The sequence below is a fragment of the Pseudomonas sp. LW8 genome, from assembly GCF_041956865.1.
GTDB classification, from domain to species: Bacteria; Pseudomonadota; Gammaproteobacteria; order Pseudomonadales; family Pseudomonadaceae; genus Aquipseudomonas; species Aquipseudomonas siliginis.
Genome location: NZ_CP168138.1, coordinates 4,921,675 through 4,947,853, shown reverse-complemented (window position 1 = coordinate 4,947,853; position 26,179 = coordinate 4,921,675). Strand labels below are relative to the sequence as shown.

Genomic DNA, 26,179 nt, shown 5'->3' with positions numbered 1-26,179 from the left:
GCCATTGCTTTGTGTGAGGAGAGTCTGAATGAGCCAAGTGCTGGAAGATCTGGTCGATCTGCTGACCCTGGAACCGATCGAAGAAAACCTGTTCCGTGGCCGCAGCCAGGATCTGGGGTTCCGCCAGTTGTTCGGCGGTCAGGTGCTCGGCCAGTCGCTGTCGGCGGCCAGTCAGACGGTGGAAGAAGCGCGTCATGTGCACTCGCTGCACGGTTATTTCCTGCGCCCGGGCGATGCCAAGTTGCCGGTGGTCTATTCGGTTGATCGCGTGCGTGATGGCGGCAGCTTCAGCACTCGCCGCGTGACGGCGATCCAGAAGGGCCACCCGATCTTCACGTGCAGCGCTTCGTTTCAGTACGACGAACAAGGTTTCGAGCATCAGGGCCAGATGCCCGTGGTGGTCGGCCCGGAAAACCTGCCCTCGGAGCTGGAACTGATCCAGCAGCGTGCGCACCTGATTCCGGAGCACATGCGTGAAAAACTGCTGTGTCCGAAACCGATCGAAGTACGCCCGGTCACCGAAAAGGATCCGTACAACCCGCAACCGGCCGATCCGATCAAATATGTGTGGTTCCGCGCCGACGGCGCCTTGGCCGACATCCCGGCGCTGCACAAATACCTGCTGGCGTATGCCTCGGACTTCGGTCTGCTGACCACGTCGATGCTGCCCCACGGCAAGTCGGTCTGGCAGAAGGACATGCAGGTCGCCAGCCTTGATCACGCGCTGTGGTTCCACAACGATCTGCGCGCCGATGACTGGTTGCTCTACGCGATGGACAGCCCGTGGGCCGGCAACTCCCGTGGTTTTTCCCGTGGCAGCGTGTTCAATCGCGCCGGGCAACTGGTCGCTTCGGTGACTCAGGAAGGTCTGATCCGCCATCGCAAGGACTGGGCATGAGCCTGACCGAGGTTCGTCATTGGGTATTCGACATGGACGGCACGTTGACTGTAGCCGTGCATGATTTCGCGGCGATTCGTGTGGCACTGGCGATTCCGCCGGAGGACGACATCCTCACCCACCTCGCCGCGTTGCCGGCGGATGAAGCGGCGGCCAAGCATGCCTGGTTGCTCGAGCATGAACGCGATCTGGCGCTGGGCTCGACCCCGGCCACCGGTGCGGTAGAGCTGGTGCGCGACCTGCATGCGCGCGGTTATCGCCTCGGCATCCTCACGCGCAATGCGCGGGAGCTGGCGCACGTGACGCTGGAGGCGATCGGCCTGGCCGACTGCTTCGCGGTCGAGGATGTGCTGGGTCGCGACGAAGCACCGCCGAAGCCGCATCCCGGCGGTTTGCTGAAACTGGCCGATGCCTGGCAAGTGCCGGCCAGTGACATGGTGATGGTCGGCGATTACCGCTTTGATCTGGATTGCGGTCGAGCAGCGGGGGCGCGGACGGTGTTGGTGAATCTGCCGGATAACCCGTGGCCGGAGTTGACGGATTGGCATGCAAAGGATTGTGTTGAGTTGCGGCGGATGCTGCAGGCCTGAGATCGTTGTTGTCTGATCGGACGCCTTCGCGAGCAGGCTCGCTCCCACAGGGGAATGCGTTCCAACTGTGGCATTTATTCCAAATGTGGGAGCGAGCCTGCTCGCGAAGGGGCCGGTGGATTCAGCAAAAAACTCACTGATCAAACAGCGCCTTCTGCCCCTCCGCCGACGTCAGCATGCCATCCCCGTCATGCCCGACCCCAGGCACCTCCACCAGCCGCTGATTGACCCCCTCAGGATGGCGACGCAGCAAGTAACCGAAATACAGCTTCCCGCGCATCAAGCGGTAAGCCCCTTGCGCCTCGGCCGCGCAGCTCTTGTCCAGCGCTGGATGTTCCGGGTCGACGTCCTGCTGCCCGAGCAGATAAATCACCTCGCGTTTGACGTAAGCGCTCTCGACCTGCAACGGCGTTTGCCCTCCGGCATACACCGGCATGTCCGCCAGCCCGTACTTCCAGCGATTGAAACCCGGGCATTGTGCGTGGTCGAACGCCACTGGCCGCTGCTCGTTGAAGTACGCATAAGAAGAAGGATTGGCCACCACATAGCGCAAGCGAATACCGTTGGCCTTGAGCGCCGGCTGATCCTTGGCCAGCAGGGCGTAACGCTGCACCACCTGACCACCGCCGGAGTGGCCGAAGATCACGATCTGCTTCACGTCCGGAAACTGTTTGCGGTCGCTGAGCCGCGCGACGATTTCGTCCAGCGCCGCGTAGGAACTCAGCGGATTCGGCCCGGTGGACAAGCCGCCGCCCATCCACTCGTTGCCCTGCCAGCGCAGCACCGTCGGCGGCAAGGAATACAGGGTGACGTCGCTTTCATTGAGAAACTGCGGAGCGATCACCAGCGTGTGCGCGGTCTGCCCGGCGAGTTCGGCGGCGCTTTCCGCGCTTTTGCGATAGGTTTCGGCGTTGCGCAGGCGACCGTGAATGACGATCAGCACCCGCTCGATCTTCTCAGGTGCCGGGCCGATGCCCACTGCCATTTCCCCGGCCTTGAGTTGCAGGCGACCGGGGCTGATCGCATCGACGCCGGCCGCTTGCGCGGTGCCGGCGATGAACAGTAACGCCACAAGCCATTTATGCATTTACAGGGTTTTCGCCGCGAAGGTGTCGCACTGGCTTACCTGGCCTTGCGCGAATCCGGTTTTGAACCAGCGCACCCTTTGCGCTGACGTACCGTGGGTAAACGAGTCCGGGACCACACGGCCCTGGCCCTGTTGCTGCAAGCGATCATCGCCGATGGCGTTGGCGGCGTTCAAGGCTTCTTCGATGTCGCCGGGCTCCAGCCAGTTCAGGCGTTTTTGCGCGTTGTATGCCCAGACGCCGGCGAGACAGTCGGCCTGCAATTCCTGGCGAACCAGCAAGCCGCCGTCGCCTTCCATCTGCCGGCCTTGCTGACGCGCCGCCTGCATCTTCGCCGAGACGCCCAGCAGCGTCTGCACATGGTGGCCGACTTCGTGCGCAATCACGTAAGCCTGAGCGAAATCGCCGGCGGCTTTGAAGCGCTGCGACATTTCCTGGAAGAAGGCCATGTCCAGATAGACCTTCTGGTCGGCCGGGCAGTAGAACGGGCCGGTGGCAGAAGTGGCCATGCCGCACGCGGAGTTCACCCGATTGCTGAACAGCACCAGTGTCGGGTCTTTGTATTGGCGTCCGGCCTGCTGGAAGATCGGACCCCAGGTATCTTCGGTGTCGCCGAGGATCGAGCGGACGAATTCAGCCTGTTCATCATTGGCCGGCGGTGCCTGACGGGTTTGCGAGGTGGGCGCCGGTTGTTCCATCTGGCCGGTCAACTGGCCGAGGATCTGCAGCGGGTCCTGGCCGGTGAGCCAGCCGATGCCGACGATCAGCACGATGGCCGTCAGGCTCAGGCCCTTGCCGCCACCGAAGCGCATGCCGCCGCCACCGCCGGCATCATCACCCCGGGCGTCGACGACGTTGTCACTGCGTCGGCCTTTTTTCCATAGCATTTGGGAATCCTCTTTTATTGCCGGTGATGAATCTGCTGGTGATGAGTGTTGCCGCTGTGTGAGTGTGGCGCCAGTCCGGTCGTCCGTCCATGCACACGCGCCCACATGGTGCGGGCCTGGTATTGACGGTCGAGCGGGCCGTGAATTCAATCCCGAGTGGAATTTCTTCCGTTGAATTCATGAACCCGCTGTTTCGACGGCAGTCTGTGATGTTGCACACTGGCCGGACGCCGAAGTGGCGGGAATCTTGCCTCAAGGTTTTGCCTGGCGGCGGTTTCCCGGCGAAGAAGAGTGCAACCTGTGCGGTTGCTGAAAGCTCAGCCGACTATGATTGCCACAACGATTGCCGCCAGCGCGCACGCTCGCCCGGATTTTTTTTCAGAGATTGCCAATGACCGTCAGCACCCCGCTCTCCGGTGTCAACCAGCCCTTCAAGGGGATCCTGCTGATTGTCGTGGCGACGTTCCTGTTTTCCAGCCACGACGCCTTGTCGAAATACCTCTCCGGTTTTTATCCGATCGTGATGGTGGTGTGGGCGCGCTATGTGGTGCACACCTTGTTGATGGCGGGGATTTTCCTGCCGCAGTCCGGTTTGCGCGTTCTGCGCACCAAGAAGCCGTTATGGCAACTCGCCCGTGCCCTGTGTCTGCTCGGCACCAGCCTGTTTTTCACCACGGCGCTGCTGTACATCCCGCTGGCGGAAGCCACGGCGGTCAACTTTCTCGCGCCGGTACTGGTGACGGCGTTATCGGTGCCGCTGCTCAAGGAACGAGTGACGCGCGGACAGTGGATCGCGGTGATCTGCGGCTTCATCGGCGTGCTGATCATCGTCCACCCGGGCGGCGAACTGTTCACCCCGGCGATCCTGCTGCCGTTCTGCTCGGCGCTGTTCTTCTGCTTCTACCAATTGCTGACGCGCAAGCTCGCCGAAGTGGACAGCCCGACCACCAGCAACTTCTTCGCCGGGCTGTGCAATACCCTGGTGATGAGCGCGCTGGTGCCGTTCTTCTGGCAGGTGCCGACGTTGCCTCATGCCGCGCTGATGCTGGCGCTGGGCAGTTGCGGGATGACGGCGCATCTGTTCCTGACTCAGGCCTTCCGTCACGCAGCACCAGCCTTGCTGGCGCCGTTCGGCTATTGCCAGATCGTCTTTGCCGGGTTGTTGGGCTGGCTGCTGTTCAATCACACACCGAGCGGGTTGACGGTGATCGGTATTGCGGTGATCTGTTGCAGCGGATTGGCGGCGGCGTGGCAGCAGAGCCGGCGCTGAAGAGCGGAATCCCGGTACAACTTGTGGGAGCGAGCCTGCTCGCGAAAGCGGTGTGTCAGTCACCCTGTTCAGTGGCTGACTTGACGCCTTCGCGAGCAGGCTCGCTCCCACAATGGGATGTATGCAGGCAGGTTATTCGGTAATGGTCGGAATCTTGCGCGGTGCCATGAAGTACATCCACGTCAGTGCGAGGAAGTACATCGCCGGGATCAGCGTGAACAGCACTGTGTAGTTATTGTTGGTGACGGTGAGGATGTGGCCGACGATCTGGGTCATGAACATCCCGCCGATCGCCGCGCACATGCCGCCGAAGCCGAACACCGTGCTCATCATGTGCTTGGGCGTGTAGTCCATCACCAGGCTCCAGATGTTCGCAGTCCAGGCCTGATGCGCGCCGATCGCCAGCGAGATCGCCGCCACCGCCACCCACAGGTTCGCCGAGCCGGCGGCCATCACCACGCCGATGATGCAGCAGGCAAACAGCAACATCGACAGCAACCGCGCCTTGATCGAGTTCATGCCGCGACCGATCAGGAACGAGGACAGAATCCCGCCGCCGACACTGCCGAAGTCAGCCGTGACGTAGATGATGATCAGCGGAATACCCATCTGCGTCACGTTGATGCCGAGGTTGTATTGCTGATTGAGAAACGGCGGCAGCCAGTACAGATAGAACCAGAACACCGGCGCGGTCAGCGAGTAGGCGAGGGCGAAGGCCCAGGTGCCGCGCATGCGCAGGATCTTGCTGAACGGCACGCGGGCCTGTTCCGGTTCGACTTGCTGCTGGATGTAATCGAGTTCCGACTGCTTCACCGTCGGGTGATCTTCCGGATTGAAATACTTCAAGCCCCAGAACAACAGCCAGATGCCGCCGAGTGCCGCCATGCACAGGAACGCCGCTTGCCAGCCCCACACATGCAGGACCAGTGGCAGCAGCATCGGCGTGAACATCGCGCCGACGTTGGTGCCGGCGTTGAAGATGCCGGTAGCGACAGCGCGTTCACCGGCCGGGAACCACAGGCGCGTGGTTTTCACACAGGCCGGGTAGTTGGCCGCTTCCGTCAGGCCGAGGATGAAGCGGCAGACCATGAAGCCGACTGCGGAGGTCGCCAGGCCATGGGCACCGGTGGCCAGGCTCCAGAGCAGTACGGCGCAGAAGAACACGCGCTTGACGCCGACCCGGTCGATCAGGCGTCCCTGGAGGACAAACCCGATCGCGTAGCCGACCTGAAACCAGAAGTTGATGTTGGCGTAGTCCATCGCCGTCCAGCTCATTTCCTTGGCGAGGATCGGCTGCATGACGCCGAGGGCGGCGCGGTCGATGTAGTTGAGGGTGGTGGCAAAAAACACCAGCGCCAGCATGCCCCAGCGGGTCTTGCCGACGGCCATGGCGCCGCGGATCTTGTCGCCAATGCCACCCGTGGCAGTGCTCATGGCCGGAGCCATGCGGGAAGTCTGTGAAGGAATCATGTGTTCCACCCGTTTTTGGATTTGTTATTTGGTGTTCTTTTCTGTCGAACACCTTGCCCGGTGGTTAGTGGCCGGACTCGATGTGCAACCGATGTTGGGCAGTGAACAAAAAATCGTCAATTCGCCAAATCGCCTTAGTGTTCGATAATCGCACGCAAAACTAACCGGGTAGTACACTTTAAATTGCTGCGCGCAGGGATGCAGCCAATAATTTCCCTCACTATAAAAACCCATTCCCCGGTAGGAGCTGCCGAAGGTTGTGATCTTTTGATTTTGCTGTTTTGGTAATCAAGATCAAACGATCGCAGCCTTCGGCAGCTCCTACAGTAAAGATAAAGCGGCGCAGTCCGGGAGTTGAAACATGCAGCGTTCCATTGCCACCGTTTCCTTGAGCGGCACCCTGCCGGAAAAACTCGAAGCCATTGCCGCCGCCGGGTTCGACGGCGTGGAGATTTTCGAAAACGACCTCCTGTACTACGACGGCAGTCCCCGGGAAATTAAACAGATGTGCGCCGATCTGGGGATCGCCATCACCCTGTTTCAGCCGTTCCGTGACTTCGAAGGTTGCCGCCGCGATCGCCTGGCGCGCAACCTTGAGCGTGCCGAGCGCAAGTTCGATCTGATGCAGGAACTTGGCACCGACCTGGTGCTGGTCTGCAGCAACGCCTCGCCGGACAGTGTCGGCGATCAACAAATCCTCGTCGATGATTTGCGCCTGTTGGCCGAACGCGCCGGCGCCCGTGGCTTGCGCATCGGTTACGAAGCGCTGGCGTGGGGCCGTCACGTCAATACTTATCAACAGGTCTGGGACATCGTCCGTCAGGCTGATCACTCCAACCTCGGCGTGCTGCTCGACAGCTTCCATACCCTGTCGCTGAAGGGCGATCCCAGCGCGATCGCCGACATTCCCGGCGACAAGATCTTCTTCGTGCAAATGGCCGACGCACCGATCCTGGCCATGGATGTGCTGGAGTGGAGCCGGCATTTCCGTTGTTTCCCGGGGCAGGGCGAATTCGATCTGCCGGGTTTCCTCGCGCCGATCATCAAGAGTGGCTATAGCGGGCCGCTGTCGCTGGAAATCTTCAACGACGGCTTTCGCGCCGCGCCCCCGCGAGCCAACGCCGCCGACGGTTTGCGCTCGCTGCTGTATCTGGAAGAGAAGACCCGTCAGCGTCTCGAGCAGGAAGCGGCGCCGGTGGCCAACCGTGAGATTCTTTTCGAAACGCCGCCGGCCAGCGAATACAACGGCGTGGAATTTCTCGAATTTGCCGTCGATGAAGCGCTGGGCGCTAAGCTCAGTCACTGGCTGCAACGCCTCGGTTTCGCCAAGGCCGGGCAGCATCGCTCCAAGGGTGTCAGCCTGCTGCGTCAGGGCGATATCAACCTGATTCTCAACTCCGAGCCGTATTCGTTCGCCCACAGCTTTTTCGAAGCCCACGGCCCGTCGCTGTGCGCCACGGCGGTGCGGGTCAAGGACAGCGCCAGTGCGCTGGCCCGCGCGGTCGCTTACAAGGGGCAGCCCTATCGCGGCCTGGTCGGGCCGAATGAACTGGAGCTGGCGGCGGTGCGCGCACCGGACGGCAGCCTGATTTATCTGGTCGATGAGGACGCCGACGTGTACGGCACCGATTTCAATCTGTTGCCGGACGCGCAGACCGGCGGCGGCCTCAAGCGTATCGATCACATGGCCATGGCACTGCCGGCGGACAGCCTCGACAGTTGGGTGCTGTTTTACAAAAGCCTGCTGGATTTCGAAGCCGACGATGAAGTGGTCTTGCCCGATCCGTACGGTCTGGTGAAGAGCCGCGCACTGCGCAGCCGCGACAGTTCGATCCGGCTGCCGCTGAACATTTCCGAGAACCGCAACACCGCCATTTCTCATGCGCTGTCGAGTTATCGCGGCTCCGGTGTGCACCACATCGCCTTCGATTGTGACGACATCTTCGCCCAGGTCAGTCGCGCCAAGGAGGCCGGTGTGCCGCTGCTGGACATCCCGCTGAACTATTACGACGACCTCGCGGCGCGTTTCGATTTCGACGATGAGTTTCTCAGCGAACTGGCCTATTACAACGTGCTCTACGACCGTGACGCCCAGGGCGGCGAGTTGTTTCACGTCTACACCGAGCCGTTCGAGGGGCGTTTCTTCTTCGAGATCATCCAGCGCAAGAATGGCTATGCCGGCTACGGCGCGGCCAACGTTGCGGTGCGGCTGGCGGCGATGGCCAAATCCCGCAGCGGTGCGGTGCGTCAGGCGAAGTTGTAGGGAATTCGTAAACGCGGGATTAAACACCGGCTGCGCGGCTTCCTTCACTGTCCCGCGCGGCCCATAATCGCCAGCTTGTGCAGTGATGGCCGTGAGCCCGCGATGACCATGAATTCAGAACTTTCCGCCGCTGCTGTCGAGTCCGACGCAGTGCCGCGCAAGAGTCGCAAGAACAACCCGGAAAAGACCCGCGAAAACATTCTCCAGGAGGCGATCGTCGAGTTCGTCCAGCAGGGCTTGTCCGGTGCCCGCGTCGACGCGATTGCCGAGCGTATCCACACCTCCAAGCGGATGATCTATTACTATTTCGGCAGCAAGGAGCAGTTGTACGTCGAGGTGCTGGAGAAGCTTTACGGCGATATCCGCAGCACGGAAAACCGCCTGCACCTGGACGAACTGCCGCCTGAGCTGGCGATCCGTCGACTGGTGGAATTCACTTTCGATCACCATGACCACAACGTCGATTTCGTGCGCATCGTCAGCATCGAAAATATCCACAACGCCGAGTACGTAAAGCGTTCCGATGCGATCAAGGCGCTGAACAACACGATCCTCGACACCTTGGGCGGGATTCTGCAACGAGGCGCGGACGAAGGTTTGTTCCGGCGTGGCATCGATGCGCTGGACGTGCACCTGCTGATCAGTTCGTTCTGCTTCTATCGCGTGTCGAACCGCCACACGCTGGGAGAAATCTTCCAGATCGACCTGCCGGACGAAACCATCAAGCAGCGCCACCGCGAGATGATCTGCGAATCGGTGTTGCGCTACCTGAAGGCCTGACTCGATCCCCCCTGTGGGAGCGAGCCTGCTCGCGAAGGCGTCGATTCAGTCAACGAACAGGGCGACTGACACACCGCCTTCGCGAGCAGGCTCGCTCCCACAGAGTTACCCTGTTGTTCAGCCACTCATGCTCTGAAAATGCTCAAGCATGCGCTGCGCATCCGGCACCACGCCGCTGAACAATTCAAACGCCTTCACCGCCTGAAACACCGCCATGTTGCCGCCATCCAGGGTGCGGCAGCCCAAGGCGCGGGCGTCGCGCAGCAGTTCGGTTTCCAGCGGGAAATACACAATCTCCGCGACCCACATTGCCTTGCGTAGCAACCCGGCCGGCACCGGTGAACCCGGCAGCTTGGCCATGCCCATCGGCGTGGTGTTGACCAGGCCATCGGCCTGCGCCAGCGCCCCGGGCAAATCCCGTCCCGCCTGCGCGCGACCGGCGCCAAAATGTTGATTCAGATTGTTCGCCAGACTTTCCGCGCGCTCGCGATCGACATCAAAAATCGTCAATTGCCGTACGCCTTCGCTGAGCAGTGCGTGGGCCACCGCCGCGCCAGCCCCGCCGGCGCCCATCTGGACGACACGTTCACGGGCAGCGTCTGTCAGACCCCGGCGAAAGCCCTCGGCGAAACCGAGGCAATCGGTGTTGTGGCCGACACGCTTGCCGTCCTTCAGCACCACGGTGTTGACCGCGCCGATGCCACGGGCTTCCGGCGATAACTCATCGAGCAGCGGGATGACCGCCTGTTTGCACGGGAAAGTGATGTTCAGTCCGGTGTAATTCATCCGCTCCGCCGCTTGCAGCAGGTCGGGCAGGGCCGTGCTGTCGAGGTGCAATTGATCGAGGTCGATGAGCTGGTACAGATAACGCAGGCCCTGCGCATCGCCTTCGTGCTCATGCAGTGCCGGTGTACGTGAAGCCTGAATCCCGGCGCCGATCAGCCCGGCGAGTATCACCTTGGAACGCGACATGGTTCTTACCTCTGCAACCGCTGACTGAAATGCTCCAGCGCCAGGCGATAGCCATGGCTGCCGAACCCGCACATCACCGCCGTGGCAATGCCGGAAACAAACGAGTGATGACGGAACGGCTCGCGGGCATGCACGTTGGACAGATGCACCTCGATCACCGGCAATTCACTGGCGACCAGTGCATCGCGAATCGCCACGGACGTATGCGTCCACGCCGCCGGATTGATCACGATCCCGGCACAACGACCACGCGCGGCGTGAATCCAGTCGAGCAGCTCGCCTTCATGATTGGTCTGGCGAAATTCCACGGTCAGACCGAACTCGTCAGCCGCGCGACCACACAGCGCCGAAATATCCGCCAGGGTTTCATGACCATAAGTCGCCGGCTCGCGGGTGCCGAGCAAGTTCAGGTTCGGGCCGTTAAGCACCAGAACGATAGGGGACATGGGGGTACTCCACTTATTGTTTTTGGCATGGGCCGAGAGGTTCCGGCCTGTGGAGATAAAATGTACTAGATGGTTACATCGGTCAATTGAACAGAAATGACCTTGGCGTTTTATGTTCGGTGATCGCACAGGCAAATTCAGGCGAGCCCTGATTTCAAGACGTAACGACAGCTTTTCTTACGTTTTTTCCGATCATTTCCCAGGTCCCGCCCCCCATGCGCGCTAGCCTTGGATGACCTCCGACAGGTTCGCATGTGGCAACCGGTCGTCGGACTCGAAAGGAAATTCGAGCGCTGGAAATCCATTAACCTAACGGATGGGTTAGCATGAAGGTATGCAGCTACAAAGGAATGTCGATTCGCATCATGTTGAGAGACGAACACTGCCCACCGCACGCCCATGTAGATGCGGGTGCCTGGAATGCCCGCTTCCGGTTCAGCTTCTGGCACAACGAAGTTGATCTGTGGGATGTCGTGCCGCTGTCCCGACGACCACCGCTCGCTGTGCTGAACGGCTTGTGTCTGTCACTTGGACAACCGGCGCACCTGCGTCGAGCACGAGGGATCTGGTGGTCGGGCTTGAAGACCGTTTGTCTCGATAATCAGATATGGGACTGCCAAGCAAACGAAGTGCCCGTGATGAAGCCAGTCACCGACGAGACCTACAGGATCGGATCGGCGCGCTATGAACCCGATGAAGAAAAGGTGCTGCTGTCCTTGATCGGCAAGTTGGAAGGAGTTGAGATCGAATTATGAAAGTCATCAAGGCAAAACCGTCGGTGCATCGCCCCCTGACGGAAGAAATGCTCGATGCCGCCATCACACTTGGCGAAGTACGACAGGCCAATGGTTTGCAGGCCGTGTCAGTGAGCTTCGAAGAATCCTCTTTGGTCATTCGTTTCGAGGACGGCAGCGGTGTTTTGCTTCCGGTGAAGCTGTATCCCGAATTCGCGGGGTTTGAAGCGGGCGATTATGCAAGCCTGACGATCGGCTTCGCCGGCACTGCGCTGTGCCATGAGGGTAAGGATCTGGATATTTCCATTGCCGGAATGATTTCAGCGAGCCCGCCACTTATGCGCATGGCCGCGTCGATCGTCGCCTCGCGCAACGGGCGTCAAAGCAGCGCTGCGAAATCTGCGGCAGCGCGAGCCAATGGCAAAAAAGGCGGGCGTCCACGTAAAACTGATATCGCGCCATAGCACCCACAAAAAAGCCGTCAATCACGACGGCTTTTCCGTATCCGCTACCCGCAATCAACGCCGGGTCAGCAGCACACCGGATTCCATGTGGTGGGTCCACGGGAACTGGTCAAACATCGCGCACTTGGTAATGCGGTGGGTGTCATGCAGCTGGGCGATGTTGGCCGCCAGGGTGTCAGGGTTGCAGGAGATGTAGAGGATGTTGTCGAAGCGTCGTGTCAGCTCGCAGGTGTCCGGGTCCATGCCGGCGCGCGGTGGGTCGACGAAGACGCTGCCGAATTCGTAGCTCTTCAGATCGATGCCGTGCAGGCGGCGGAACGGGCGCACTTCGTTGAGCGCTTCGGTCAGCTCCTCGGCGGACAAACGCACCAGCGTGACGTTATCCACAGCGTTTTCGCTGAGGTTGCTCAGGGCCGCGTTGACCGAAGTCTTGCTGATTTCGGTAGCGAGCACTTTGCGCACGCGCGTCGCCAGCGGCAGGGTGAAGTTGCCGTTGCCGCAGTACAACTCGAGCAGATCGTCGCTGCGATCGCCCAGCGCTTCGTAAGCCCAATTGAGCATCTTCTGGTTCACCGTGCCGTTGGGCTGGGTGAACGCGCCTTCGGGCTGGCGATAGCTGAAGGTGCGGCCGCCGACTTCGAGTTTCTCGACGACATAGTCCTGACCGAGCACTTCGCGCTTGCCCTTGGAGCGGCCGATGATGCTCACGCCGAGATCTGCCGACAGCTTCGTTGCTGCCGCATGCCAGTGCTCGTCCAGCGGACGGTGATAGCACAGGGTGATCATCGCGTCGCCGGCCAGCGTGGTCAGAAATTCGACTTGGAACAGCTTGTGGCTCAGCGCCGAACTGGCTTGCCACGCGGCCTTCAACTGCGGCATCAACTGGTTGATGCGCAGGCTGGCAATCGGGAATTCTTCGATAAGGATCGGCGTGCGCTTGTCGTCCTGGGAGAACATCGCGTAATGGCGTTCGCCGCCCTCGCGCCACAGGCGGAATTCGGCGCGCAGGCGGAAGTTCTGCAGAGGCGAGTCAAACACCGTCGGCTCGGGTGCATCGAACGGTGCCAGCAGATCACGCAAACGCGTGACCTTGGCTTCGAGTTGTTCGGCGTAGGCTTGGGAATCGAAACTCATGCGTTGAACCAACCCAACTTGATCACAAACAGAATCGACAGAATCACCAGTGCCGGGTTCAGCTCACGGGCACGGCCGGACAGCAGCTTGATGGCAGTCCAGGCGATGAAGCCGAAGGCGATACCGTTGGCGATCGAATAGGTGAACGGCATCGCCAGTGCTGTGACCACAACCGGCGCAGCCACGGTGATGTCGTCCCAGTCTATTTCCGCCAGGCCGGAAGTCATCAGCACGGCGACGAACAGCAGCGCTGGCGCAGTGGCGAACGCCGGAACGCTGGCCGCCAGGGGCGAGAAGAACAGCGCCAGCAGGAACAGGATTGCCACGACGATGGCGGTCAGGCCCGTGCGGCCACCGGCACTGACGCCGGCAGCGGATTCGATGTAACTGGTCGTGGTCGAAGTACCCAGCAGCGAGCCGGCCATGGCCGCAGTACTGTCGGCGATCAGCGCGCGGCCCATTTTCGGCATGTGGCCGTCCTTGCCCATCAGGCCGGCGCGCTTGGCGACGCCGATCAGGGTCCCGGAGTTGTCGAACAGGTCGACGAACAGGAAGGCGAAAATCACGCTGACCAGACCGATGTCCAGTGCGCCTTTGATGTCCAGTTGCAGGAAGGTTGGCGCCAGCGACGGCGGCATTGACATGATGCCGCCGAACTCGGTGACGTTCAGTACGATCGAGGCGATGGTCACTGCCAGAATGCCGATCAGCACCGCGCCGCGCACTTTCAGCGCTTCGAGGGCGACGATCACGGCAAAGCCGACGGTGGCCAGAATCGGTGCCGGTTTGGTCAGATCGCCGAGGCCGACCATGGTCGCCGGGTTGCTGACCACGATACCGGCGTTGTGCAGGGCGATCAGCGCCAGGAACAGGCCGATACCGGCGGCAATCGCCGAGCGCAGTGGCAGCGGAATGGCGTTGATGATCCATTCACGGATGCGGAAGATCGACAGCAGAAAGAACAGCACGGCGGAAATGAACACCGCACCCAGCGCCACCTGCCAGGTGTGGCCCATGTGCAGCACCACGGTGTAGGTAAAGAAGGCGTTCAGGCCCATGCCCGGAGCGAGAGCGATCGGGTAGTTGGCGATCAGGCCCATCACGGTCGAGCCGATTGCAGCCGCCAGACAGGTGGCGACGAAGATCGCGCCTTTGTCCATGCCGGTCTCGCCGAGGATGCTCGGGTTGACGAACAGAATGTAAGCCATGGCCAGGAAAGTCGTGACGCCCGCAAGAATTTCGGTGCGCACGTTGGTGTTGTGTGCCTTGAGTTGAAACAGCCTTTCCAGCATGTCTGCTCCCCGTGGCGCGCGTGGCGCCGTGAATGTATCGACCTCAACAGCAAAGCACAGACCGTCGCAAGCGCCTGGAAAATTGTCGTGGGCCGGAAAAAGCCGCGCATCATACCAGCCGCGTGAGGAATTTGGCGGATGTTGGTGTCGATCGTCGGCGAAGTTTTGCGCAGCCGACAACTGCGCCATACTGCGCGCTGATTTTTTGGAGTGGGCAGGCATGCGCAACGGTTGGATCAGGATTTTCGGATGGATTGCAGCACTGCTGCTGACAGCTCCGGCGTTCGCGGCATCGGCGCCGCCACTCTCCGAGGTGAAGGTGATCAAAGTACAGTCACCGTCCTGCGGCCTGGAAGATATTGCCGATAACCAGCCGCAAACCCAATGCAATCACAGCGGGCCGAATATCAAAGTCTTCGTGCTGGAAGTCGGCTATGGCCAGAACCAGCCACACGTGACTCTGGATGGCTTCGAGGTCAACGGCACCCGAGGTCCGGTGTGCGCCTTCGATAATGGCAACCTCACCGAATGCACCCCCGGCAGCAAAACCGTCGGATCTCTTTATACCTTCGATCTGGCCGGAAAACAGGAAGGCACCTTCAACTTCAGCAACACCTCGATCAACGCCCCGCGCAACACGCTTTCGACCCAGCTTTACATCAAGTAACGGCTGTCTGCGAACAGGGTGGGACAAAGCTGACTACGCTTGACTGACTATCCAGCGGAAAGCGCCCATGACTTCCAGAGCCCTGATTGCCCTCGCCGAGGGCATCGACGATTTGCAAAGCGTGACCCTGATCGACGTGCTGCGCCGCGCCGGCATCGAAGTGGTCGCCGCCAGCATCGAAGGCCGACGCATGCTGACCTGCGCGCGCGGCACCCGGCTGACTGCCGACGGCATGCTCATCGATGTACTGGCACAGACTTTTGACCTCATTGTCCTGCCGGGCGGTGCCGTCGGTTCCCGGCATCTGGCGGCGCATCAGCCCTTGCAGCAATTGCTCAAGGACCAAGCCAGCGCCGGCCGCCTGTTCGCCGCCATCGGCGAAGCCCCGGCTGTCGCGCTGCAAGCATCAGGCGTGCTGCGCCAGCGACGCATGACCTGCCTGCCCGGCGCCAGCCATCAACTATCAGGCTGTACGTTTGTTGATCAAGCGGTGGTGGTCGACGGCAACTGCATCACCGCCCAAGGCTCGGGCGCGGCGCTGGAATTTGCCTTGACCCTGGTCGAGCAGCTTGGTGGCAAGGCGTTGCGGGCGAGGGTGGCGGGGGAGTTGATGGCCTGACGGTTCAGCCGTGGGCTGCGAGGGGTTCTATCATTGGTTGCTCACGGTGCTCCGCTTGCCAAAGATCGTAGTCGGTTTGGACGCCTAGCCAAACGCGCGCCTTGCCGATCCCTGCACGCTCAAGTCGTACTGCCAGATCCGGGCTGATCGGCGCGTGTCCGTGCAGTACGCGCGAAAGATGCGGGCGTGCAAAGCCAAGGTGCCGGGCCAATTCGCTCACGCTGATACCAAGCTCGGGCAAGACATCCAGCAGCAGGGTTTCACCGGGGTGTGGCGGGTTGTGCATGGGCATGAGCCTGCCTCCTGTCAGTGGTAGTCCAGATAATCGACCAATTCGATATCCGAACCGACAAAACGAAAGATCACTCGCCAGTTGCCTGAAACGCTGAGCGACCAATATTCGCTCAGCTCACCTTTCAACGGATGCAGGCGCCAGCCGGGCAAGTCCAGGTCTGCGGGAAGCGTCGCTCGATCCATGAACTGCAACATGCGCGAAAGCCGTTTTGCATGGTCGGCACGAATTCCACGAGTCGTACCTGTTTCATAGAAGCCACGAAGGCCTTTGTGCTGAAAGGATTTGATCATGGCGGCGAGTGTAAGGCGATACATTACACCCGGTGCGGTAACTATGTACCGCACGTTGTCGCTTAATGAGTGCTAAGCAGGTGAGTTTTTCCAAAAAACTCAGACCTTCTCTTCCACCGGCACATGCATCCGATCCCGACTCGCCAACGTCGGAAACAGTTTGATCCATGTCCCCGTCACCACCAGCGTGCCGATCCCGCCCATGACCACCGCCGGCACGGTGCCGAACCAGTGGGCGGTGAGGCCGGATTCGAATTCGCCCAACTGGTTCGATGCGCCGATGAACAGGCCGTTGACCGCACTGACCCGGCCGCGCATTTCGTCGGGGGTTTCCAGTTGTACGAACGAGGCGCGGATGACCATGCTGATCATGTCCGCTGCGCCGAGCACCACCAGCACCGCCAGCGAGAACCAGAACGAGGTCGACAGGCCGAACGCGATGGTAGCGACGCCGAAGACGCCGACGGCGGTGAACATCACCCGGCCGACATTGCGTTCCACGGCAAATCGCGCCAGAAACAGCGACATCAGCAACGCACCCACCGCCGGCGCCGAGCGCAACAGGCCAAGGCCCCACGGGCCGGTCAGCAGAATGTCCTTGGCGAACACCGGCAGCAGCGCTGTGGCGCCACCGAGCAACACGGCGAACAGGTCCAGCGAGATCGCTCCGAGGATGTCCGGGCGGCTGCGGATGAAGCGAATCCCTGCCAACAGCGAGTCCAGCGTGGCTTTGCCTTTATTCAATGGCGTCTGGCGTGCCGGTAGGTTGAGCATCAGCGCGCAGGCGATCACGTACAGCAGCACGGTCGGGCCGTAGACCCAGACGCTGCCGAACGCATAGAGCAAACCGCCAAGAGCCGGAGCGACGATAGTGGCCGACTGCTGCGCCGATTGCGCGGCGGCAACTGCACGGGGGAAAAGCGCACTGGGGACGATGCTGGGCAGCAAGGCCTGAGTCGTCGGCATCTCGAACGAACGGGCGGCGCCGAGCAGGAAGGCGAGGATGAAAATCATCTCGCGGGTGACGTGATCGGTGGCGCTGCCGATGGCCAGCGCCAAGGCAATCAATGCCTGCAACGACTGGCAAAGCGCGGCGACCTTGCGCCGATCATAGCGATCGGCAACGTGCCCGGTGTGCAGCATGAAAAGCACGCGCGGGGCGAATTCGACCAGCCCGACCAGGCCCAGATCCAGCACGTTGCCGGTCAGTTGATACAGATTCCAGCCGATCGCCACGGTGAGCATCTGGAAACCGCTGGCGGTGAAAATCCGCGCCAGCCAAAAGGCCATGAATGGACGATGGTGACGTAACAGCAGGGGCTCTTGAATGGGCATCTGAAGGCAGGTCTTGGGCGAGTGAACGGCGAGATTATCACCAGTCTGTAACAGGAAGTTGCTAGGAGAAACAATTCAGTTAGCCAGACATCGATCTTTCATGCTGACAATCAACCCTGTGGTGAGGGGATTTATCTCCGTTGGGTCGCGCAGCGGCCCCAAAAGCTGGAAGCGACGACTGCTGCGCAGCCCAACGGGGATAAATCCCCTCGCCACAGGGGAGTGAGGCAACTTGTCACGCGGCAAACCACCACGCAGTTCATTGGTAAAAATGGGACTACTCTTTCAACGTTGCTTGATCCAGATCAAGACCCCGACCGGAACTGATCTGGCGGCCATTTGGCCAGACTCCCTGCGTTGCGATGGTTGCAAAAAAAGAACGAATCCGAATTCGCCGCACTCCATATCCGTGGGGGCAGTGGTGCAGGCCTCCGGGCCAGCTACCCGTATTACCTGACAGAGGAAGCCATATGTTCGGTTTAGAGGCTCTGGATCTCGCCCGAATTCAGTTCGCGTTCACCATCTCGTTCCACATTCTGTTCCCGGCCATCACCATTGGCCTGGCGAGTTACCTGGCGGTGCTCGAAGGCTTGTGGCTGAAGACCCGCAACGACACCTACCGCGATCTCTACCATTTCTGGTCGAAGATTTTTGCCGTCAACTTCGGCATGGGCGTGGTTTCCGGGCTGGTCATGGCTTATCAGTTCGGCACCAACTGGAGTCGTTTTTCCGACTTCGCCGGTGCCGTCACCGGGCCGTTGCTGACCTATGAAGTGCTCACCGCGTTCTTCCTTGAGGCTGGTTTCCTTGGCGTCATGCTGTTCGGCTGGAACAAGGTCGGGCGCGGCCTGCACTTCTTCTCGACGGTGATGGTAGCGATCGGCACGCTGATTTCGACCTTCTGGATTCTCGCCTCCAACAGCTGGATGCAGACCCCGCAAGGCTTTGAAATCGTCAACGGTCAGGTGATCCCCACCGACTGGCTGGCAATCATCTTCAACCCGTCATTCCCTTACCGGCTGATGCACATGGCCACGGCGGCGTTCGTCGCCACTGCCTTCTTCGTCGGTTCGTCAGCGGCGTGGCACCTGCTGCGCGGCAGAGACAACCCGGCGATCCGCACCATGCTGTCGATGGCCATGTGGATGGCATTGATCGTCGCGCCGATTCAAGCGGTGATCGGCGACTTCCACGGCCTCAATACGCTCAAGCATCAGCCGACAAAAATCGCTGCGATCGAGGGTCACTGGGAAAACCATGGCGACGAAGCGACGCCGCTGATCCTGTTCGGCTGGCCGGACATGAAAGAAGAGCGCACCAAGTTCGCTGTGGAGATTCCCTACCTCGGCAGCCTGATCCTCACGCACTCGCTGGATAAACAAGTACCGGCGCTGAAGGAATTCCCACCGGAAGACCGGCCGAATTCGACCATCGTGTTCTGGTCGTTCCGGATCATGGTCGGCCTCGGTTTCCTGATGATCTTCACCGGTTTGTGGAGTCTGTGGCTGCGCAAACGCGACTCGCTGTATACCTCGCGGCCGTTCCTGCATCTGGCGTTGTGGATGGGGCCGTCCGGCCTGATCGCAATTCTTGCCGGCTGGTTCACCACGGAAATCGGTCGTCAACCGTGGGTGGTCTATGGCCTGATGCGCACCGCAGATGCTTCGTCCAACCACAGCTTCATGCAGATGAGCATCACCCTGATCATGTTCGTAGTGGTGTATTTCGCGCTGTTCGGCGCCGGGCTCGGCTACATGATGCGCCTGGTGCGCAAAGGGCCGAAGATCAGCGAAGGCAGTGAAACGCCGGACGGTGGTCCAGGCAAGAAACGCACCCCGGCGCGTCCGTTGTCCGCAGCCGATGATCCGGCCGAGGGCGAGCACGAAGACAACACTCGCTTGACCAAGGAGATTTGACTCATGGGTATCGATCTTCCGCTGATCTGGGCCGTGATCATCATCTTCGGCATCATGATGTACGTGGTCATGGACGGCTTCGACCTGGGCATCGGCATTCTCTTCCCGTTCGTGCCCGGCAAGACCGATCGCGACGTGATGATGAACACCGTCGCCCCTGTGTGGGACGGCAACGAAACCTGGCTGGTGCTGGGTGGCGCGGCGTTGTTCGGCGCCTTCCCGCTGGCCTATTCGGTGGTGTTGTCGGCGCTGTACCTGCCGCTGATCTTCATGCTCATGGGCCTGATCTTTCGCGGCGTGGCCTTCGAGTTCCGCTTCAAGGCCAAGGATGAAAAACGTCACCTGTGGGACAAGGCATTCATCGGTGGTTCGATCGCGGCGACGTTCTTTCAGGGCGTGGCGCTGGGAGCGTTCATCGATGGTCTGCCGGTGGTCAATCGCCAGTTCGCTGGAGGTTCACTGGATTGGCTGACGCCGTTCACGCTGTTCTGCGGCGCGGCGCTGGTGGTGGCCTATGCCTTGCTCGGCTGCACCTGGCTGATCATGAAAACCGAAGGCAAGTTGCAGGAACAGATGCACGACCTGGCGCGGCCGCTGGCGTTCGTGCTGCTGGCGGTAATCGGTATCGTCAGCCTGTGGACACCCCTGTCGCATCCGGAAATCGCCTCACGCTGGTTCAGCATGCCGAATCTGTTCTGGTTCATGCCGGTGCCGATTCTGGTGCTGGTCACTTTGTACGGCCTGATCCGCGCGGTGGCACGTAACGCCAACTACACGCCGTTCCTGCTGACCCTGGTGCTGATCTTCCTCGGCTACAGTGGCTTGGGCATCAGCCTGTGGCCGAACATCGTGCCGCCGTCGATCTCGATCTGGGACGCCGCCGCGCCGCCGCAAAGTCAGGGCTTCATGCTGGTCGGCACGTTGTTCATCATCCCGTTCATCCTGGGGTATACCTTCTGGAGCTACTACGTGTTCCGCGGCAAGGTCACCCACGAAGATGGTTATCACTAATCCAATTGCTGGGCTTGCCCTGTGGGAGCGAGCCTGCTCGCGAAGGCGTCCGCAGTGACGCCTTGGCTTAACGGAGATCGATGCAATGACCGGCAAACATTCCCTGCACGACATTGAAGAAGCCGAAAAAAAACCGCTGTGGCAGCGGCTCGGCTGGTTGGCCCTGATCTGGGTTGGCAGTGTCGGCGTGTTGTTCATCGCCGCCAGCCTGATGCGCATGTTCATGAATGCCGCGGGTTTGACCACCCACTGAAATATCCCGTCCCGGCGCCTTCGGGTATGGACTTGCGACCCTCCTCACGGAGGGTTTTTTTATGCCGCAGATTTATTTGCGCGCTTTGAGGATGACGAATTTCGGCGTGGCCGCCACTTGCTCGACGCCACGAAACAAGCGCGCCAGTTTGCTGTGATAGCCCAGATGCCGATTGCCGACAATGTACAGCGCACCGCCGACCACCAGCGCCTCGCGCGCCTGCTGGAACATGCGCCAGGCGAGGAAATCGCCGACCACCTGTTGCTGATGGAACGGTGGGTTGCACAGCACCACGTCCAGCGACTGCGGCGCCTGCCCGGCCAGACCATCGCCAGCGCGCACGATGACTTCGCGATCGCCCAATGCCGCGCGCCAGTTCTCGGCAGCCGATTGCACCGCCATGAACGATTCGTCGACCAGCGTGTAATGCGCATCCGGGTTCTGCAAGGCGCTGGCGATTGCCAGAACACCGTTGCCGCAACCGAGATCGGCAACCCGTGCGCTGCCAAGGTTCTTCGGCAGATGCGGCAGAAAAGCGCGAGTGCCGATGTCGAGGCCTTCGCGGCAGAACACATTGGCGTGGTTGAGCAGTTCGATTGCCGGTTCGTCGAGGCGATAGCGAGTCGGATAGGGCGATGTGGCGAGCGCTTTGGTTTCAGGCGTGGCGATCAGCAGTCGGGCTTTCTTCACGGCCAGCGACGCCTGCACCGGGCCAATGTAGCGCTCGAGCAGATCGCCGGCAGCGCGCGGCAGATGCTTGACCATGGCGGCGGCGATCACTTGCGCGCCCGGAGCGAGTTGCCCTTGCAGGCGGATCAACTGCTCTTCCAACAGCGCCAGGGTTTTAGGGACGCGGATCAGCACCCGGTCAAACGGCCCGACCAAGGGCTCACTGGCCGGAATCGGACGAATCGCATCGAACGCCTGGCCATTGCGTAGCAGATTCTTTTCCAGCCCGACGAAACCGAGGAACGAGTCGCCGCTGCTGCTCACCTCGACCTTGCCCAGCAGGCTGATCGCCAAGGCGCCGAAGCTGTCATTGAGCACCAGCACGCGGGTGCTGCTCTGAGGTTGTTCGCTGGCGAGATGATTGAGCAGGTATTCGTCCGCCGCATCGAACGCTTGCAGCGGTTCATTCTGCTGTTCAGGCTGGCGGATCAGGTCGAGCTGGGCGAAAGGCGTTTCGAGCAAGGGCATGGGGCGGGGACTCAGGATATTCGGCAGATATCCCGTTGCCGGCAGATGGTGCGACGGGATCCGACCGAGTGGACTGCGATGCAAGCAGGTTGCGTCATCACTCGGAAAGGCCTGAATGGTACGTTTTTTTGCGCGTAAATACTCGCAGGATTACCGTGCGATATCGCTCGTCAGTCAGATAATCCCGGCACGAGCGGCGGCAATCACTGCGGAAATCTTGTTGCAGACGTTGAATTTTTCGATGACGTTTTGTACGTGATAGTTAACGGTGCGTTCGCTCAGGCTGAGGATTCTCGAAATATCGTGAGCGGTCTTGCCCATGGCGGACAATTTCATGATCTCCAGTTCCCGGGACGATAGCCTCGGTTTGCTGGGTTTGGCCGGTGTGGGAACGGTGCGGGCATACAGGTCACTGAAGTGTCGGTTGGCAAAAAACAGATAACCGTAATGCTCATACAGTTCGAGCGGGCTGATCGGGCAGTGGGTTCGAGCCAGACTGATGATGCTGCACAAACCGCTGGTTTCGTCATGAAAGGCCTGCGACCAGCCATGCTGCAGCCCATTCTGTTTCAACGCCTGCCACAACTCGGGTGCATCGTTGAAGACTCTTTCTTCCCAAACGATGGGTAATATTGAGTGATTGCAATGCGCTATTACCGGATCAATATTGCGAAAGTTCTCTTTGTTGTACTGAATGTTCCATTCTTTAGGGTAGTTATTGATCTGCAAGGCATTCAGGTGGACATCACGATGAGGGGACGTCACTGCTATTGCACAGTAGTTAAAGCCCAGATTCTCGGCAAATCTCAGCAGTATCGGGTACGCCGCTTCAATGCCTTTGGCAAATGTCAGTTGTTTCAATTGTGATTCCTTCCACGTTTCCATGAACTTTGCCTCTGTATCTTGATATCGGGGTGCGGAATGGATCCAAAAGATCCGGCACGAATCGAAGTGTAGGATCTTTCCTGCGAAACGCCTTACATTTTTTCGAGATTGAAACTTTGATGTTTTTTATAAAGTGTTCTTAGCAATACGCGCTGTTATATTTTAACTGCCATCTTAAAGTTATTACTCTAGATCTAACATTGACATCACATCGAATGTGCAGCGCTGATTCTGTCAATATCATTACCGTTGGCAGGTGTTTGGCAGCGCGGTTTTGCGGGACACTGTAGGCAATCGTTTCAAGGAGCGCCTCATGACTGCCAGTACCGAGAAGTACACCACCCAGACCTTGCTCGATGTGCAACCGTTGACGCCGAACCTGTTCACGCTGCGCACCAGCCGCGACCCCGGCTTTCGCTTCCGTGCCGGCCAGTTCGCCCGGCTGGGCGTGAGCAAGGCCGATGGGAGCACGGTCTGGCGCGCCTATTCGATGGTGTCGTCGCCGTTCGACGAGTTTCTCGAGTTCTTTTCCATCGTCGTGCCGGGCGGCGAATTCACCAGTGAGCTGAGCCGGCTCCAGGTCGGCGACAGCTTGATGGTAGAACGCCAGGCGTTCGGCTACCTGACGCTGGATCGCTTTGTCGATGGCCGAGACCTGTGGTTACTGTCCACCGGCACCGGGGTGGCACCGTTTCTGTCGATCCTGCAGGACTTCGAGGTCTGGGAGAAATTCGAGCGGATCATTCTGGTCTACAGCGTGCGGGAGGCGCGGGAACTGGCTTATCAGGAGTTGATCGCCGGGTTGGCGCAACGGGACTATCTGAGCGAATACGCCCACAAGCTGCAATTCATCCCCACTGTGACCCGCGAAGCGCATCCAGGCGCGCTGCAGGGCCGGATTACTACGCTGATTGAAAACGGCGAACTGGAACGCGCGGCGGGCGTTGAGCTCTCGCCAGAGCATTCGCGTGTGATGTTGTGCGGCAACCCGCAGATGATCGACGACACCCGCGCCTTGCTGAAACAGCGCGACATGCGCCTGAGCCTGACGCGCAAGCCGGGGCAGGTTGCGGTGGAAAATTACTGGTAACGAAAACGGCACCCGCGGGTGCCGTTTTGATGACTACCGAATGCCTCAGGGCCGCTCGTTCTGCGCCTTGAGCAGGTCGCGAATTTCGCCCAGCAGTTGTTCTTCCTTGCTCGGGATCGGCGGCGCGGTCGGTGCTACAGCTTCTTCGCGCTTGAGGCGGTTGATGGCTTTGACACCCATGAAAATCGCGAATGCGACAATCACGAAATCCAGCACCGTCTGCAGGAATTTGCCGTAAGCCAGCACCACTGCGGGCGCATCGCCCTGGGCTGCTTTGAGCGTGACAGCCAGATCACTGAAGTCCACCCCACCGATCAACAGGCCAATCGGCGGCATGATCACGTCGCCGACAAACGACGAAACGATTTTGCCAAACGCCGCGCCGATGATGATACCGACGGCCATGTCGACCACATTGCCTTTGACCGCGAAGGCCTTGAACTCGCTAAGCACGCCCATAGTTATTTCCTTGTTACAGATGAGTTTGGTGTTGGCAGTGTAAATCAGCGAAACGCCTCCTGCGCGAAACACCTTCTTACAATGCCCGTTTTTATCGACACATCGATTGACGATTAGTTTGCAAATTGCCAGCAATCGCGCGCGGAATACGCGCTAACCCGCTGACGGGAAAGCCAATTTCTTCAATCATGGTGTTACGTTCTTTCTATTTATGTTCTGCGGCACAGGCCTCTAGCCTTGGTGTGGCGCACCTGGATGCGCCCAATAAAACCAGAGGAACCTGATATGACATCCACTCCTGGACTGGGGGCTTTTCCCTTCCGCCGCACCTTCGGCGTACTGACTGCCGGGCTGCTGACCTTTTCGGTCAACGCCGCTCCGCTGACCCGCGATAACGGCTCGGCAGTCGGTGACAATCAGAACTCGCAAACTGCCGGCGCCAACGGCCCGGTGCTGCTGCAGGATGTGCAACTGATCCAGAAGCTGCAGCGCTTCGATCGTGAACGCATCCCCGAGCGCGTCGTACACGCACGCGGCACCGGCGCTCACGGCACCTTCACCGTGACCGATGACCTCAGCGACCTGAGCAAGGCCAAGGTGTTCGCCGCAGGCCAGAGCACGCCGGTATTCGTGCGTTTCTCGGCGGTGGTGCATGGCAACCATTCCCCGGAAACCCTGCGTGACCCGCGCGGTTTCGCCACCAAGTTCTACACTGCTGACGGCAATTGGGATCTGGTCGGCAACAACTTCCCGACCTTCTTCATCCGCGATGCGATCAAATTCCCGGACATGGTGCACGCCTTCAAGCCCGATCCGCGCACCAACCTCGATGACGATTCGCGCCGGTTCGATTTCTTCTCCCATGTACCGGAAGCCACCCGCACGCTGACCGAGTTGTATTCCAACTACGGCACTCCGGCCAGTTATCGGGAAATGGATGGCAATGGTGTTCATGCCTATAAGCTGATCAATGCCAAGAATGAAGTTCACTACGTGAAGTTTCACTGGAAGAGTCTTCAAGGCATCAAGAATCTCACGCCAAAACAAGTCAGCGAAGTTCAGGGTCAGGATTACAGTCATATGACCAACGACTTGGTCAGTAATATCAACAAGGGCAACTTTCCGAAGTGGGACTTGTACGTGCAGGTTCTCAAGCCACAGGATTTGTCCAAGTTTGATTTCGATCCACTGGATGCAACCAAGATCTGGCCGGGTATTGCCGAGCGCAAAGTTGGACAAATGGTCCTGAACCGTAATCCGGCCAATGTCTTCCAGGAAACCGAACAAGTTGCCATGGCTCCAGCCAACGTAGTTCCGGGTATCGAACCTTCGGAAGACCGCTTGTTGCAGGGGCGAGTGTTCTCTTATGCCGATACGCAGATGTATCGCCTCGGCGCCAACGCTTTGCAATTGCCGATCAACGCACCGAAAACCGCAGTGAACAATGGCAATCAGGATGGTGCGATGAATTTCGGCGCCAGCCAGTCCGGCGTCAACTACCAGCCAAGCCGCCTGCAACCGCGTGAAGAAACGCCAGCGGCGCGTTACAGCCAGTCGGCGCTGTCGGGCAGCACGCAGCAGGCGAAGATCCAGCGTGAGCAGAACTTCAAGCAGGCCGGTGATCTGTATCGCTCGTACAGCAAGCAGGAACGCCGCGACCTGATCGACAGCTTCGGCGGCTCGCTGGCCACCACTGATGACGAGAGCAAGCACATCATCCTGTCGTTCCTGTACAAGGCCGACCCTGAGTACGGCAGCGGTGTGACCGAAGTGGCCAAGGGCGACCTCAACCGCGTGAAAGCATTGGCGGCGAAACTGACCGACTGATAGCGATGCGGCGCACGCGAGGGCCAGTGCGGCCTCGCGTGCGTTGAAGG

The 26,179-nt window shown here is 60.0% G+C and carries 27 protein-coding genes; 14 read left to right on the top strand and 13 right to left on the bottom strand.

Annotated elements, in window-relative coordinates; all coding sequences use genetic code 11:
* Positions 1-28 precede the first annotated feature (28 nt).
* Together tesB and AB9L16_RS22375 are read left to right on the top strand one after the other, a co-directional pair.
* A complete protein-coding gene (gene tesB, locus AB9L16_RS22380; protein WP_056790579.1) occupies positions 29-898 on the top strand; it encodes an acyl-CoA thioesterase II in 870 nt (289 codons plus the stop codon).
* Positions 895-1,488 (top strand): HAD family hydrolase, encoded by a 594-nt coding sequence (locus tag AB9L16_RS22375; RefSeq protein ID WP_150742282.1) that lies wholly within the window; start codon positions 895-897, stop codon positions 1,486-1,488. Before tesB ends, AB9L16_RS22375 begins: the two co-directional genes overlap by 4 nt.
* A 133-nt stretch (positions 1,489-1,621) precedes the next feature.
* Here the strand turns inward: AB9L16_RS22375 and AB9L16_RS22370 are convergent, their stop codons facing one another.
* Both AB9L16_RS22370 and AB9L16_RS22365 read right to left on the bottom strand, forming a co-directional pair.
* Complete coding sequence (locus AB9L16_RS22370) at positions 1,622-2,575, bottom strand: alpha/beta hydrolase (protein WP_252878939.1); 954 nt, start codon at positions 2,573-2,575, stop codon at positions 1,622-1,624.
* Positions 2,576-3,460, bottom strand: coding sequence for a neutral zinc metallopeptidase (locus tag AB9L16_RS22365; RefSeq protein WP_095181874.1), 885 nt, complete (start codon positions 3,458-3,460; stop codon positions 2,576-2,578).
* 391 nt (positions 3,461-3,851) lie between these two features.
* Between AB9L16_RS22365 and AB9L16_RS22360 the strand changes: the two genes are divergently transcribed.
* Positions 3,852-4,730 carry a DMT family transporter gene (locus AB9L16_RS22360; RefSeq protein WP_041477756.1) on the top strand — a complete coding sequence of 293 codons (879 nt, stop codon included), beginning with the start codon at positions 3,852-3,854 and terminating at the stop codon, positions 4,728-4,730.
* Between the two features lie 132 nt (positions 4,731-4,862).
* On the opposite strand, the gene AB9L16_RS22355 is transcribed toward AB9L16_RS22360, so the two are convergent.
* Entirely contained in the window at positions 4,863-6,200 is a 1,338-nt protein-coding gene (locus AB9L16_RS22355) for an MFS transporter (RefSeq protein ID WP_056790566.1), read from the bottom strand.
* Between the two features lie 361 nt (positions 6,201-6,561).
* Here AB9L16_RS22355 and quiC point away from each other — a divergent pair, with 361 nt between their 5' ends.
* Together quiC and AB9L16_RS22345 are read left to right on the top strand one after the other, a co-directional pair.
* Positions 6,562-8,463: a 3-dehydroshikimate dehydratase QuiC gene (gene quiC, locus AB9L16_RS22350; RefSeq protein ID WP_375122719.1), complete on the top strand. Its 1,902-nt coding sequence runs from the start codon at positions 6,562-6,564 to the stop codon at positions 8,461-8,463.
* A gap of 102 nt (positions 8,464-8,565) precedes the next feature.
* Positions 8,566-9,243, top strand: a complete 678-nt coding sequence (locus AB9L16_RS22345; protein WP_016773079.1) for a TetR/AcrR family transcriptional regulator — start codon at positions 8,566-8,568, stop codon at positions 9,241-9,243.
* Positions 9,244-9,360: 117 nt separating this feature from the next.
* Here the strand turns inward: AB9L16_RS22345 and AB9L16_RS22340 are convergent, their stop codons facing one another.
* Both AB9L16_RS22340 and aroQ read right to left on the bottom strand, forming a co-directional pair.
* Complete coding sequence (locus AB9L16_RS22340) at positions 9,361-10,215, bottom strand: shikimate dehydrogenase (protein ID WP_375122718.1); 855 nt, start codon at positions 10,213-10,215, stop codon at positions 9,361-9,363.
* A gap of 5 nt (positions 10,216-10,220) precedes the next feature.
* Positions 10,221-10,661: a type II 3-dehydroquinate dehydratase gene (aroQ, locus tag AB9L16_RS22335; RefSeq protein WP_137215639.1), complete on the bottom strand. Its 441-nt coding sequence runs from the start codon at positions 10,659-10,661 to the stop codon at positions 10,221-10,223.
* A 326-nt stretch (positions 10,662-10,987) separates the two neighbouring features.
* Here aroQ and AB9L16_RS22330 point away from each other — a divergent pair, with 326 nt between their 5' ends.
* Complete coding sequence (locus AB9L16_RS22330; protein ID WP_375122717.1) at positions 10,988-11,416, top strand: DUF4160 domain-containing protein; 429 nt, start codon at positions 10,988-10,990, stop codon at positions 11,414-11,416.
* A complete protein-coding gene (locus AB9L16_RS22325; RefSeq protein ID WP_236168712.1) occupies positions 11,413-11,859 on the top strand; it encodes a DUF2442 domain-containing protein in 447 nt (148 codons plus the stop codon). The genes AB9L16_RS22330 and AB9L16_RS22325 overlap by 4 nt, the downstream gene beginning before the upstream one ends.
* A gap of 54 nt (positions 11,860-11,913) precedes the next feature.
* On the opposite strand, the gene trmA is transcribed toward AB9L16_RS22325, so the two are convergent.
* Both trmA and AB9L16_RS22315 read right to left on the bottom strand, forming a co-directional pair.
* Complete coding sequence (gene trmA / locus AB9L16_RS22320; RefSeq protein ID WP_256811781.1) at positions 11,914-12,993, bottom strand: tRNA (uridine(54)-C5)-methyltransferase TrmA; 1,080 nt, start codon at positions 12,991-12,993, stop codon at positions 11,914-11,916.
* Positions 12,990-14,285 (bottom strand): NCS2 family permease, encoded by a 1,296-nt coding sequence (locus AB9L16_RS22315; protein WP_016773083.1) that lies wholly within the window; start codon positions 14,283-14,285, stop codon positions 12,990-12,992. The genes trmA and AB9L16_RS22315 overlap by 4 nt, the downstream gene beginning before the upstream one ends.
* Positions 14,286-14,505: 220 nt before the next feature.
* Between AB9L16_RS22315 and AB9L16_RS22310 the strand changes: the two genes are divergently transcribed.
* A complete protein-coding gene (locus tag AB9L16_RS22310; protein ID WP_256811783.1) occupies positions 14,506-14,952 on the top strand; it encodes a DUF4879 domain-containing protein in 447 nt (148 codons plus the stop codon).
* 67 nt (positions 14,953-15,019) lie between these two features.
* Positions 15,020-15,571, top strand: a complete 552-nt coding sequence (locus tag AB9L16_RS22305; RefSeq protein ID WP_375122716.1) for a DJ-1 family glyoxalase III — start codon at positions 15,020-15,022, stop codon at positions 15,569-15,571.
* A gap of 4 nt (positions 15,572-15,575) precedes the next feature.
* Here the strand turns inward: AB9L16_RS22305 and AB9L16_RS22300 are convergent, their stop codons facing one another.
* From AB9L16_RS22300 to AB9L16_RS22290, 3 genes are all read right to left on the bottom strand, one after another.
* Entirely contained in the window at positions 15,576-15,863 is a 288-nt protein-coding gene (locus AB9L16_RS22300; RefSeq protein ID WP_016773085.1) for a HigA family addiction module antitoxin, read from the bottom strand.
* 14 nt (positions 15,864-15,877) lie between these two features.
* Positions 15,878-16,156 carry a type II toxin-antitoxin system RelE/ParE family toxin gene (locus tag AB9L16_RS22295; RefSeq protein WP_041477766.1) on the bottom strand — a complete coding sequence of 93 codons (279 nt, stop codon included), beginning with the start codon at positions 16,154-16,156 and terminating at the stop codon, positions 15,878-15,880.
* A 99-nt stretch (positions 16,157-16,255) separates the two neighbouring features.
* Positions 16,256-17,491 carry an MFS transporter gene (locus tag AB9L16_RS22290; RefSeq protein ID WP_375122715.1) on the bottom strand — a complete coding sequence of 412 codons (1,236 nt, stop codon included), beginning with the start codon at positions 17,489-17,491 and terminating at the stop codon, positions 16,256-16,258.
* Positions 17,492-17,961: 470 nt separating this feature from the next.
* Here AB9L16_RS22290 and AB9L16_RS22285 point away from each other — a divergent pair, with 470 nt between their 5' ends.
* The 3 genes from AB9L16_RS22285 (at position 17,962) to AB9L16_RS22275 (ending at position 20,671) form a co-directional block, all read left to right on the top strand.
* Positions 17,962-19,407, top strand: coding sequence for a cytochrome ubiquinol oxidase subunit I (locus AB9L16_RS22285; RefSeq protein ID WP_375122714.1), 1,446 nt, complete (start codon positions 17,962-17,964; stop codon positions 19,405-19,407).
* Positions 19,408-19,410: 3 nt separating this feature from the next.
* Positions 19,411-20,418 (top strand): cytochrome d ubiquinol oxidase subunit II, encoded by a 1,008-nt coding sequence (gene cydB, locus AB9L16_RS22280; protein WP_016773089.1) that lies wholly within the window; start codon positions 19,411-19,413, stop codon positions 20,416-20,418.
* A gap of 85 nt (positions 20,419-20,503) precedes the next feature.
* Complete coding sequence (locus tag AB9L16_RS22275) at positions 20,504-20,671, top strand: DUF2474 domain-containing protein (RefSeq protein WP_016773090.1); 168 nt, start codon at positions 20,504-20,506, stop codon at positions 20,669-20,671.
* 72 nt (positions 20,672-20,743) lie between these two features.
* On the opposite strand, the gene AB9L16_RS22270 is transcribed toward AB9L16_RS22275, so the two are convergent.
* Together AB9L16_RS22270 and AB9L16_RS22265 are read right to left on the bottom strand one after the other, a co-directional pair.
* Positions 20,744-21,868, bottom strand: a complete 1,125-nt coding sequence (locus AB9L16_RS22270; protein WP_375122713.1) for a methyltransferase — start codon at positions 21,866-21,868, stop codon at positions 20,744-20,746.
* 174 nt (positions 21,869-22,042) lie between these two features.
* Entirely contained in the window at positions 22,043-22,753 is a 711-nt protein-coding gene (locus tag AB9L16_RS22265) for an autoinducer binding domain-containing protein (protein ID WP_041477771.1), read from the bottom strand.
* A gap of 313 nt (positions 22,754-23,066) precedes the next feature.
* Here AB9L16_RS22265 and AB9L16_RS22260 point away from each other — a divergent pair, with 313 nt between their 5' ends.
* The gene (locus AB9L16_RS22260; protein ID WP_375122712.1) at positions 23,067-23,843 is read left to right on the top strand and encodes a ferredoxin--NADP reductase; all 777 of its coding nucleotides are present in this window, start codon (positions 23,067-23,069) and stop codon (positions 23,841-23,843) included.
* Between the two features lie 45 nt (positions 23,844-23,888).
* Here the strand turns inward: AB9L16_RS22260 and mscL are convergent, their stop codons facing one another.
* Positions 23,889-24,302, bottom strand: coding sequence for a large-conductance mechanosensitive channel protein MscL (mscL, locus tag AB9L16_RS22255; RefSeq protein WP_024014404.1), 414 nt, complete (start codon positions 24,300-24,302; stop codon positions 23,889-23,891).
* 285 nt (positions 24,303-24,587) lie between these two features.
* Between mscL and katB the strand changes: the two genes are divergently transcribed.
* Entirely contained in the window at positions 24,588-26,129 is a 1,542-nt protein-coding gene (gene katB, locus AB9L16_RS22250) for a catalase KatB (RefSeq protein ID WP_310220159.1), read from the top strand.
* The last annotated feature ends 50 nt before the right edge of the window (positions 26,130-26,179 follow it).

Bases quoted from the DNA above. Each gene is read 5' to 3' on its own strand.
- AB9L16_RS22310 (WP_256811783.1), top strand. From the start codon at position 14,506: ATGCGCAACGGTTGGATCAGGATTTTCGGATGGATTGCAGCACTGCTG.
- AB9L16_RS22370 (WP_252878939.1), bottom strand. From the start codon at position 2,575: ATGCATAAATGGCTTGTGGCGTTACTGTTCATCGCCGGCACCGCGCAA.
- cydB (WP_016773089.1), top strand. From the start codon at position 19,411: ATGGGTATCGATCTTCCGCTGATCTGGGCCGTGATCATCATCTTCGGC.
- AB9L16_RS22375 (WP_150742282.1), top strand. From the start codon at position 895: ATGAGCCTGACCGAGGTTCGTCATTGGGTATTCGACATGGACGGCACG.
- AB9L16_RS22305 (WP_375122716.1), top strand. From the start codon at position 15,020: ATGACTTCCAGAGCCCTGATTGCCCTCGCCGAGGGCATCGACGATTTG.
- trmA (WP_256811781.1), bottom strand. From the start codon at position 12,993: ATGAGTTTCGATTCCCAAGCCTACGCCGAACAACTCGAAGCCAAGGTC.
- AB9L16_RS22270 (WP_375122713.1), bottom strand. From the start codon at position 21,868: ATGCCCTTGCTCGAAACGCCTTTCGCCCAGCTCGACCTGATCCGCCAG.
- AB9L16_RS22300 (WP_016773085.1), bottom strand. From the start codon at position 15,863: ATGCCCATGCACAACCCGCCACACCCCGGTGAAACCCTGCTGCTGGAT.
- AB9L16_RS22290 (WP_375122715.1), bottom strand. From the start codon at position 17,491: ATGCCCATTCAAGAGCCCCTGCTGTTACGTCACCATCGTCCATTCATG.
- AB9L16_RS22340 (WP_375122718.1), bottom strand. From the start codon at position 10,215: ATGTCGCGTTCCAAGGTGATACTCGCCGGGCTGATCGGCGCCGGGATT.
- AB9L16_RS22355 (WP_056790566.1), bottom strand. From the start codon at position 6,200: ATGATTCCTTCACAGACTTCCCGCATGGCTCCGGCCATGAGCACTGCC.
- AB9L16_RS22365 (WP_095181874.1), bottom strand. From the start codon at position 3,460: ATGCTATGGAAAAAAGGCCGACGCAGTGACAACGTCGTCGACGCCCGG.
- katB (WP_310220159.1), top strand. From the start codon at position 24,588: ATGACATCCACTCCTGGACTGGGGGCTTTTCCCTTCCGCCGCACCTTC.
- AB9L16_RS22265 (WP_041477771.1), bottom strand. From the start codon at position 22,753: ATGGAAACGTGGAAGGAATCACAATTGAAACAACTGACATTTGCCAAA.
- quiC (WP_375122719.1), top strand. From the start codon at position 6,562: ATGCAGCGTTCCATTGCCACCGTTTCCTTGAGCGGCACCCTGCCGGAA.
- AB9L16_RS22330 (WP_375122717.1), top strand. From the start codon at position 10,988: ATGAAGGTATGCAGCTACAAAGGAATGTCGATTCGCATCATGTTGAGA.
- tesB (WP_056790579.1), top strand. From the start codon at position 29: ATGAGCCAAGTGCTGGAAGATCTGGTCGATCTGCTGACCCTGGAACCG.
- AB9L16_RS22275 (WP_016773090.1), top strand. From the start codon at position 20,504: ATGACCGGCAAACATTCCCTGCACGACATTGAAGAAGCCGAAAAAAAA.
- AB9L16_RS22260 (WP_375122712.1), top strand. From the start codon at position 23,067: ATGACTGCCAGTACCGAGAAGTACACCACCCAGACCTTGCTCGATGTG.
- AB9L16_RS22315 (WP_016773083.1), bottom strand. From the start codon at position 14,285: ATGCTGGAAAGGCTGTTTCAACTCAAGGCACACAACACCAACGTGCGC.
- AB9L16_RS22295 (WP_041477766.1), bottom strand. From the start codon at position 16,156: ATGATCAAATCCTTTCAGCACAAAGGCCTTCGTGGCTTCTATGAAACA.
- AB9L16_RS22360 (WP_041477756.1), top strand. From the start codon at position 3,852: ATGACCGTCAGCACCCCGCTCTCCGGTGTCAACCAGCCCTTCAAGGGG.
- aroQ (WP_137215639.1), bottom strand. From the start codon at position 10,661: ATGTCCCCTATCGTTCTGGTGCTTAACGGCCCGAACCTGAACTTGCTC.
- AB9L16_RS22285 (WP_375122714.1), top strand. From the start codon at position 17,962: ATGTTCGGTTTAGAGGCTCTGGATCTCGCCCGAATTCAGTTCGCGTTC.
- AB9L16_RS22345 (WP_016773079.1), top strand. From the start codon at position 8,566: ATGACCATGAATTCAGAACTTTCCGCCGCTGCTGTCGAGTCCGACGCA.
- AB9L16_RS22325 (WP_236168712.1), top strand. From the start codon at position 11,413: ATGAAAGTCATCAAGGCAAAACCGTCGGTGCATCGCCCCCTGACGGAA.
- mscL (WP_024014404.1), bottom strand. From the start codon at position 24,302: ATGGGCGTGCTTAGCGAGTTCAAGGCCTTCGCGGTCAAAGGCAATGTG.